The sequence below is a fragment of the Pseudomonas sp. HMWF006 genome (assembly GCF_003061205.1).
Classification (GTDB): Bacteria; Pseudomonadota; Gammaproteobacteria; order Pseudomonadales; family Pseudomonadaceae; genus Aquipseudomonas; species Aquipseudomonas monsensis.
Map to the genome: position 1 here is coordinate 1 of NZ_QAIU01000031.1, position 8,821 is coordinate 8,821.

General features: G+C 59.8%; 8 protein-coding genes and 2 pseudogenes. 4 read left to right on the forward strand and 6 right to left on the reverse strand.

Annotation, left to right across the window (positions count from 1 at the left end):
• Nucleotides 1-980: pseudogene (locus tag DBR24_RS00915) on the reverse strand (autotransporter domain-containing protein); the annotation flags it as partial.
• 229 nt (nt 981-1,209) lie between these two features.
• On the opposite strand from DBR24_RS00915, the gene DBR24_RS00920 reads away from it, so the two are divergent.
• Together DBR24_RS00920 and DBR24_RS00925 are read left to right on the forward strand one after the other, a co-directional pair.
• The gene (locus DBR24_RS00920; RefSeq protein ID WP_128613605.1) at nt 1,210-2,562 is read left to right on the forward strand and encodes a type II toxin-antitoxin system HipA family toxin; all 1,353 of its coding nucleotides are present in this window, start codon (nt 1,210-1,212) and stop codon (nt 2,560-2,562) included.
• Complete coding sequence (locus DBR24_RS00925) at nt 2,559-2,837, forward strand: helix-turn-helix domain-containing protein (RefSeq protein ID WP_128613606.1); 279 nt, start codon at nt 2,559-2,561, stop codon at nt 2,835-2,837. Before DBR24_RS00920 ends, DBR24_RS00925 begins: the two co-directional genes overlap by 4 nt.
• 32 nt (nt 2,838-2,869) lie before the next feature.
• On the opposite strand, the gene DBR24_RS00930 is transcribed toward DBR24_RS00925, so the two are convergent.
• Together DBR24_RS00930 and DBR24_RS00935 are read right to left on the reverse strand one after the other, a co-directional pair.
• Entirely contained in the window at nt 2,870-3,706 is an 837-nt protein-coding gene (locus tag DBR24_RS00930) for an amino acid ABC transporter permease (RefSeq protein ID WP_123469989.1), read from the reverse strand.
• The gene (locus tag DBR24_RS00935) at nt 3,703-4,524 is read right to left on the reverse strand and encodes an ABC transporter substrate-binding protein (protein ID WP_128613607.1); all 822 of its coding nucleotides are present in this window, start codon (nt 4,522-4,524) and stop codon (nt 3,703-3,705) included. The genes DBR24_RS00930 and DBR24_RS00935 overlap by 4 nt, the downstream gene beginning before the upstream one ends.
• Before the next feature lie 113 nt (nt 4,525-4,637).
• On the opposite strand from DBR24_RS00935, the gene DBR24_RS00940 reads away from it, so the two are divergent.
• The gene (locus DBR24_RS00940) at nt 4,638-5,537 is read left to right on the forward strand and encodes a homocysteine S-methyltransferase family protein (RefSeq protein ID WP_128613608.1); all 900 of its coding nucleotides are present in this window, start codon (nt 4,638-4,640) and stop codon (nt 5,535-5,537) included.
• 99 nt (nt 5,538-5,636) lie between these two features.
• Here the strand turns inward: DBR24_RS00940 and DBR24_RS00945 are convergent, their stop codons facing one another.
• The 3 genes from DBR24_RS00945 to DBR24_RS00955 are packed head-to-tail and all read right to left on the reverse strand — an operon-like array spanning nt 5,637 to nt 7,401.
• A complete protein-coding gene (locus DBR24_RS00945) occupies nt 5,637-6,308 on the reverse strand; it encodes a GNAT family N-acetyltransferase (RefSeq protein WP_128613609.1) in 672 nt (223 codons plus the stop codon).
• A 12-nt stretch (nt 6,309-6,320) separates the two neighbouring features.
• Nucleotides 6,321-6,767, reverse strand: coding sequence for a GNAT family N-acetyltransferase (locus DBR24_RS00950; protein WP_128613610.1), 447 nt, complete (start codon nt 6,765-6,767; stop codon nt 6,321-6,323).
• Nucleotides 6,768-6,777: 10 nt separating this feature from the next.
• A complete protein-coding gene (locus DBR24_RS00955) occupies nt 6,778-7,401 on the reverse strand; it encodes an FMN-binding negative transcriptional regulator (RefSeq protein ID WP_128613611.1) in 624 nt (207 codons plus the stop codon).
• 92 nt (nt 7,402-7,493) lie between these two features.
• Here DBR24_RS00955 and DBR24_RS00960 point away from each other — a divergent pair.
• Nucleotides 7,494-8,821 (forward strand): annotated as a pseudogene (locus DBR24_RS00960) (PLP-dependent aminotransferase family protein); the annotation flags it as partial.

Genomic DNA, 8,821 nt, shown 5'->3' on the forward strand with positions numbered 1-8,821 from the left:
CCACTGATCAGCGCGCCGCTGGCATTGAGGATGTAACCGCCGCCCAGTGCGATGCCTTCACTGCCATTGGCGAAACCGCCCTTGTCCACGCCGCCGGCGCCGACGCCTTGGAGGGTGCCGTAGTTTTCGATGTGGGCGATCTTGTCGATGTCCACACCGTCGCCGTCACCATTGGCTTGCAGCCCGGAATAGGCCCCGGTGATGGTGCCGTGGTTGATCACCGTGCCATCGCCGTCGGAGCCGAAGCCCGAGCCATTGCGCCCGGTGATCTGCCCGTAGTTGATCAGCGTCGCACCAAGGTCGGTGGTGATGCCGTGACGGCCACCGGAAATCACCCCGTAGTTGGTGATGCTGACACCGGTGGCGGAATCAATGTCGATGCCGTCGAACTTCTCGTCGGCGTTGTGCGAATCCCCGGTGGAGATCTCGCCGTAGTTGCTGATGGTCGCATGGGCGCCGGTTTTCATGCCGTCGCTGGCATCGCCGCGGATCAATCCGCCCGCGCGGTTGATAATGGTGGTTGTTACCCCTTCGCTGCGCAGGGCATCAAGGTCCAGGCCCTGGCCGGTGGTCGAGCGAATGATGCCGCTGTTGTCGATCAGCAGGCTGCCGCTGACGAAGTTGCTGTCGACACGCAAGGCGTCGTTGGCGCCGAGAATCTGCCCGCCGCTGCGGTTGTATATCTGATAGTTACGCGCCCGGGTCAGGTCGCCGCTGCTGTCGATTGCGCGGCCACCCGTGGAGATGATTTTGCCCGCATTGTCGATCACCACGCCGACCCCGCTGGTGCTGTCTTTCAGGCTCACGGCCTTGCCGCTGTTGGTGATGCTGCCCGGCGCCGAAATCGTCAGCGTGTCACTGCCGCCGAGAGTCTGCGATGCCGTGGTGGCGGTGTCGATCTGCACGGTTTTGCCGTGAGCAATGGTGGCCGAGATCAGCAGGGCGATGGTGAGGGACAGACGCTGAGGCGGGAACGGCATGGTCGGACGGCCTTTTTGTTATAAGCGGGTCGTCCTGTATAGCGAAGGGTTTTTACAGAATGATGTCGGTGACTGATCTGCATTATTTTGCATTCGGATCGTGGTAATAAGGATTTAATCTGCATTTTGTTGCAGATTTAGGGAGAGCTGTCAGGCTTTAAATGCACTATATTGCATCTGGTATGAAGGAAAGCTCTGCTGAAATGCATTTCAATGCAGGTGGGAAGGCATGTACAACCTGACATTACAGATATTCACGGCGGGTAAATGGCAAGACGCGATGATTCTGAGCTTCGACGATCCTGAAAAGGGTTTCGAGAGTCGCTGCAGTTTTGGTTACGAGACGGCCTACCTTGCTGAAAATATTGAAGCCATGGGCTCTCCGTTTTCCAGGGCGGTGAGTGCGTTGTACCCACTGGATTGGGACGGCCATCGTTCCAAAACGCCGGCATTTGTGCACGACATTGCCCCCGCAGGGGCCGCCAAACGCTTTTTACTTGAGCGTCTAGGTCGAGAAAAACCGGCGAACATCAGCGCCGATCTATATCTGCTCGGTCGCAGTACTCCAGCCCCCATCGGCAATATGCGCATAAAAGAGTCGGCCGAGGCTGTCGATGAGCGCAAGCCAATCGGATTCAAGCGTGAGGATGTCGTCCACCGTGACAACCGTTTCCTCGAATATGCCTATGAGCTGGGTGCGGCAATCGGTGGAGCTACAGGCGCGGGTGGTGAGGCACCGAAGCTTTTATTGGCCGAGAACAAGGCTGGTCTCCTGTACCCCGATGCCGTATTGGATGACGACAAAGTCAGACAACATTGGTTTGTGAAATTTGCCAGAAACAGAGGCGGTTTGACCGATCAAGACATCCTGCGAAGCGAATTCCATTACTACAAGGCGCTTCAGAAACTCGGCATCGAAACGATCGCAGCCGAAGGCTTGGCACTGGAAGAAGCGAACAAGCCAAGTTTGTGGATGCAGCGTTTTGATCGCAAGGTAAGGGACGGTGATGTAAGCCGCTTGGCTGTGGAGTCGATTTACTCGTTGGCTCAAGTGACGACGCCGGGAAGTGCGATGAACCATATGGAGGTTATCCGCATGCTCGCCGGGCTTTGGCGCCAAGCAGGGCAGGCCAGTCAGATACCCGCTCTTGTGACGGACTACTTACGTCGGGATCTGATCAACAAGATTCTTGGTAACTCGGATAACCATGGTCGCAACACCGCGATCATTCGTCAGGCAAACACATTTCGTTTGGCGCCGATTTATGACCTGGCCCCGATGGTCATGGATGACGAAGGCGTGACCCGTACGACCAAATGGCCTAGAGATCTGGAGAGGGCTGGAGACGTGGATTGGCGTGGAGTGTGCCGTGCGTTGGCGGATATTGCTGAACCCAATGACCCATTGGCAGCGCTATGTGATGCGCCAGCGCTTTTCGAACGATTGCGCGAAGATGCCCAACGTCTGGCGGCACTGCCCGACATACTGACGGCCAGTGGTTTGCCCGACAGAACCATGAACCACCCAGGCATTCATCTGAAAAATCTGGAGCAACGCTTGAAAGAGTGGGATCTGCAATGACCATGACGGTTGCCGAGCGCACTGTGCTCATCGAAAGCATTCAAGAGGCGCTGGCCCAGGGGACGCTGGAGATCGGTGAGGCCGTTCGCCGTTTGCGCGTGGAAGTGACCGGTCTGCATCAGACCCAGTTTGCGAAGATGTGCAAAATATCGGTGCGCACGCTGGTCCATATCGAACACGGTGAGGGCAATCAGACACTTAAATCGTTGAACGCAGTGTTTCGTCCGTTTGGACTGAAAATGGGCGTTGTGCGGGTGCGCCGAGAGATCAATTAAAACCCGACGCTGCCCGCAATGTTCCGATCGCCCTAGCTGCGACGCACGTAAGCCTTGCCGTAGTGCCGTTCCATCCGCGCCTGAATCAGCTCCAGCCCGATCGACATCAGCCAGTAAATGATCGCTGCGGTCGTCAGCATTTCGATGTAGCGGTAGCTTGAGCGCCCATAGGATTGCGCCAGAAACATCACTTCCCAGACCCCCATCACCGAAATCAGTGACGAGTCCTTGAGCATCGAGATGAATTGGTTGGTCGTGGGCGGAATGATCGTGCGCATGGCTTGCGGCAGGGTGATCCGCCAGAAAATCACCGTCTCGCGCATCCCCAATGCCAGCGACGCTTCGCGCTGGCCGTGATCGACACCGAGGATGCCGGCGCGGAAGATTTCGCTCAGATAGGCGCCGTAGTTCAGCGACAAGGCGATGATGCCGGCCACAATCGCGCCGGGCACGATACCCAGTTGCGGCAAGCCCAGGTAGATCAGCAGGATCTGGATGAGCAGTGGCGTGCCGCGAAAGAACGAGGTGTAAAAACTGGCGATGCCGAACGCCACGGCGCTTTTCGACAGGCGTGCCAGTGCCGTGATGAAGCCCAGCAGCGACGAGGCGACGATCGAGCACAGACAGAGGAAAAGCGTCAGCGCCGCCCCTTGCAGAAAACCGTTGGGCGCCAGGTGCAGGCCGACCAGATTGGGCAGTTTGTCGAGGATGATCGAGAACTTCAGGTCGAAGCTCAGGAAGAACCCGGCGAACAGGCAGAACAGCGCTGCCCAGGTCAGGTACAGCCGCGTACGGAAACCGAACATGCGTTGCAGGCGTGATTCAGCCACCGGTTGCGGTGGCTGTGGAGGTGTCGGGAAAGCAGTCATTGGCTGATATCGGCGCCGATCCATTTTTGCGACAGTTGGCTCAGGGTGCCGTCCTGTTTCAGTTGCGCGAAGACCTCGCGAACTTTGGCATCCCATTGCGCGTCGCCCTTTTCGATGGCCACCGAATTCGGTTCCGAGTACAGCGCCGGCCCCGCCAGCTTGAAGCGTTTGTCTTGGTTCAGGCGCGGCTGTGCGGTGACGAGGTTGGTGAGAATCGCATCCAGGCGCACGCCGGCGCCCAGCCCCAAGTCCTGGAAGGCGACGTTATCGGTGTCGTATGGCGCGATCTGCACATCGTCGAACGGGTACTGCAACTGCGTGTCTTCGGCGCCTTCGATCACCAGGTTCTTGTTCAGATAGCTTTCGTAGCTGGAGGCGCTGGTGAGGCCGACTTTTTTGCCACTCAGGTCCTTGGCGTCGTGGATGCGCTCATCCTTGGCGTTAACCACGATCACCGCTGGCGAAGCGTAGTACTCAACCGGGAAATCGAACACTTCGGCGCGGGCCTTGCTCGGCGTCATCGAACAGATGCAGATGTCGTAGCGCCCGCTCCAGCGGCCGGCGGCAATGACGTCCCAGGACGGCGTTTCGAGTCGCAACTTGACCCCCAGTTTTTCCGCCACAGCCTTGGCGACATCCACATCGAAGCCGTCGAGTTGGTTCTGGTCATTGAGGAACGAGAACGGTGGATAGCTTTCCATCAGCACGCCGACCAGTTCTTTTTTCTGCTCGATACGGTCCAGGGTGGCACCGCCAAACGCTTGCGTGGAGGCAGCCAGAATCGTCAGGCCCAGGGCCAGTAGCGGTTGAAATTTCACAGTCGATCCCTGAGCAAAAAAGAGGTTGTTATTAACCGAATGGTGCGTATTAAATAGTTATAAGAACGACTCCGATAGTGAGTTATTTTCATAAGCATATGAGTGAAAAGCATATGGGCGCAGCAAGCACGATTATTCTCGATGGCGGCATGGGCCGTGAGTTGCAGCGCGCCGGTGCGCCATTTCGTCAGCCGGAGTGGTCGGCGCTGGCGTTGAGCGAGGCGCCTCAAGCGGTCGAAGCGGTGCATGCCGCTTATATCGCCAGTGGCGCCAATGTGATTACCACCAACAGTTACGCCGTGGTGCCGTTCCATATTGGCGAAGAACGCTTCGCCGCTGAAGGGCAGGCGCTGGCCGCGTTGGCCGGTGAGCTGGCGCAACGTGCGGTGCAAGCCTCGGGGAAATCCGTGCGGGTGGCCGGTTCATTGCCACCGCTGTTTGGCTCGTATCGGCCGGATCTGTTCAACGCCGACCGAGTGACCGAGTTGCTGGCGCCATTGGTCAATGGCCTGGCACCGCACGTGGATCTGTGGCTGGCGGAAACCCAGAGTTCGCTGGCCGAGGCGCGAGCGATCCATGCGGGGTTGCCGAAGGACGGCAAAGCGTTCTGGCTGTCGTTCACCTTGCAGGATGAAGACACCGATGAAGTGCCTCGTCTGCGTTCCGGTGAGCCTGTGGCCGAAGCGGCCGCGGTGGCGGCTGAGTTGGGCGTCGAGACGTTGTTGTTCAATTGCAGTCAGCCGGAAGTGATCGGTGCCGCGATTGATGCGGCGCGCGCCACCTTCGAGCGTCTGGGGGTGAAGATTCACATTGGTGCGTATGCCAATGCGTTTCCGCCGCAGCCAAAAGAGGCAACCGCCAATGACGGACTTGATCCGTTGCGCGATGACCTGGATCCACCGGGTTACTTGCACTGGGCGATTGACTGGCAGCAGCGTGGCGCCAGCCATTTGGGCGGTTGCTGCGGGATCGGCCCGGAGCACATTGCGGTGCTTGCGCAAAAGCTGGGCTGACAGCCGATCAAAAGATCGCAGCTTGCGGCTGCTCCTGCATGGGATTCAAATACACCCTGCAGGCGCTGTCGCGGGCTGCGATCGTTTGTTTTCAAGCAATCAGGAACGGCATTCCACCAAGCCTTTTACCTGCCCGTCTGGCGTCTGATTTTCATCCGCCAGCCACTGCTCGAACCCTGCCGCGATCGCCGGCCACTCTCCATCCAGAATCGAATACCACGCGGTGTCGCGGTTGTGGCCCTTGACCACCATGTGCTGGCGGAACACGCCTTCGAAGCTGAAGCCCAGGCGCTCGGCAGCGTATCTGGAGCGGGCGTTGCTGTTGTTGCACTTCCATTCGAGGCGGCGATAACCCAGCTCGAAGGAATACTTGGCCAGCAGGAAAACCGCCTCGGTGCTTTTCGGTGAACGCTGCATCGGCGCACCGAAGGTGACGTGGCCGATTTCGATGCGGCCCTGGGCCGGGACGATCGACATCAGGCTGAGGAGGCCTTGCACTTGACCGCTGGCGCGATCAACGACGCTGAAGAAGTACGGGTCGCTGGCGGCCGCGTGGTTGTTCAGCCATGCGTCGAACGCTGTGCGCTCCGGGAATGGGCCGTAGGGTAAATAATCCCAGAGTTTGGGGTCGGCACCGGGGCCTTCGAGGGCGGCGAACAGTTGGTCACCGTGGCGCGCCGGGTCGAGTCTTTCCAGGCGAATGAAGCGGCCCTCGAGCAGGGTGGCGGTGGGGGCGGGGACGCCTTTCCAGTCAGCGAGTGAAGCGGTCATGCGTGCGTCTCCTTAAAGGGCTTTGCGAAACTGGATGAAGCCCGGGCGTTCGGCGATGCGCTCGTAGAGCTGGATCGCGGTGGCGTTGGTTTCATGGGTCAGCCAGTGGACTTTGCAGCAACCGTCGGCCTTGGCCGTGGCGTAGACGTGTTCGATCAGCAGACGACCGACGCCGGTGCCGCGGACTTGCGGCACCACCAGCAAGTCCTGCAGGTAGCAGGAGTTTTCGATGCTCCAGTTCGAACGATGATAAATGTAATGCACCATGCCCACCGCCTTGCCGTCGGCCCAGGCCAATGCCGCGTGGGTGGGTTCGCCCGGGTCGAGAAAGCGCTGCCAGGTGCTTTGCGTCACCGTGTCCGGCAGTTCGGTGTTGTAGAACCTCAGGTAAGCCTGCCACAGCGGCAGCCACGCGGCGTGATCGCCAGCGGTGACGGGGCGTATCTCGATCTGACTCATGGTGATTTCCTTAGCGCATCAGTTGGGCGAGGGTTTGATCGTTGACTTCGGGACTGGCGGCCAGGCCTTCGCGCACGCCGGCGATATCGTCAGCGCTGCGGTTCTGGCTGAGCTTGCGCTTGCCTTCGAGGCGGTCGAGGGGAATGGCAAAACCGACGATGGCCTTGAGCATGCCGTCGATGTAATCGGCCGGCGCGTCGGCCACCGACCAGGGTTGTGCGCGGCCAGCCTCATGGCGGTCGGTGAGGGTGCTGACGATGTCGAGCAGGCGTCCGCCGTCGCTGAAGGTTTCGGCGCGGCCGTAGGCGTGCACGGCGACATAATTCCAGGTCGGCACGACTTTGCCGTGTTCGGCCTTGCTCGGGTAGAAGCCCGGGCTCACGTAAGCATCGGCGCCGGCAAAGATCAGCATGGCCTCGGCACCGTCGCGCAGGTCTTTCCACTGGGGATTGGCTTTGGCCAGGTGTCCGTACAGCGTACCGAACTCACCCTGTTCGCGATGCAGCAGCACCGGTACATGGCTGGCTTGCAGGCCGTTGGCGCCGTGGCTCACCAGAATGGCGAGGCGGGTGGCGAGGATCAGTTCGTGCAGTTGCGACAGCTCGTCGATGGCAAAGGCTTTGGGCGTGTACATGGCGAGATTTTCCTTGGCGAATGCCAGCATCGTAGGCAGGCTATTGGACTGTTGTAAGAGCCATTACCGGCCAATTTCACAGGTCCATTGCCATGTCCGTTTCGCCGCCGCTGTCCATGCCATTCAATCCTGCCGGTATCGAGCTGGATCGCCGCCAGGGCTTGAGCCGCCAGCTCTACCAGGACCTGCGTCTGCGGGTACTCGATGGCCGTCTGGCCAGCGGCACGCGATTGCCGGCGAGCCGGGATCTGGCGTCAGCATTGGGGATTTCCCGCAACAGCGTGGTGCGGGCCTACGATCAGCTGTATGCCGAAGGCTTTATTGAAGGACGAGTCGGCGACGGTACCTACGTGGCGCAACTGGCTCAGTCGCTGAGCTCGGCAAAAAAACTATCCACAAAAGTATCCACAGGGTTGTCAACAGGCTTACCCACAGCCTTATCCACAAATTGGCTGGATTTGCCTGTGGTTTCATCCAGTAAAGTTATCCACAGCGCGACATTTTCGCGCCTCGAAAAGAACCATTTACCGCGTCCGCCCAGTGGTCCGCCGCGTGCATTTCGCGTGGGTGTGCCGGCGTTCGATCTGTTTCCCTTCGAGGTCTGGGCCAAGCTGAACGCGGCTTTCTGGCGCAAACCGGATCTTCAGCAGCTGTGCTACGGCGACCCGGCCGGCGATGCGCGTTTGCGCGGGATGATTGCCGCTTATTTGCGCAGCTCCCGTGGCATGCAGTGTTCGGCTGAACAAATTGTGATCACCAGTGGCGCCCAGCAGGGCATCAGTCTTTGTGCACAGTTGCTGGTAGAGCCGGGCGACGGTGTCGCGATCGAGAATCCCGGCTATCGTGCGGCGGGTCATGCGTTCGCTGTGGCCGGGGCGCAATTGCATGGCGTGGCGGTGGACAGTGAGGGCATCGACTGTGCGGCGATGGCCGGGCTCAGCGATTGTCGCGTGGCTTACGTGACGCCCTCCCATCAATACCCGACCGGCGTAGTGATGAGCCTGGCGAGGCGTCTGGAGTTGCTGGCGTGGGCCGAACGCAACCAGGGCTGGATCGTCGAGGATGACTATGACGGCGAGTACCGTTACACCGGCGCACCTTTGGCGCCCTTGGCAGCACTCGATCGGCAGGGCCGCGTGTTGTACGTCGGTACCTTTGGCAAAGTCGCATTTCCGGCGTTGCGCCTTGGTTATCTGGTCTTGCCTCCCGGGCTGGTGGACGCGTTCTCGCAACGCCGGGCGGTGGATGTCCGGCATTCCGAGGTGAGTACTCAAGCGGTGATGGCCGAATTCATGGCCGCCGGGCATTTCCAGCGACACATCCGGCGCATGCGCCGCGCCGCGCTCAACCGCCGCAATACGCTGCTCGATGGCTGGCCGTCGGGCAACCAATAGCTGCTCAAACCGTTGATCTCCACATC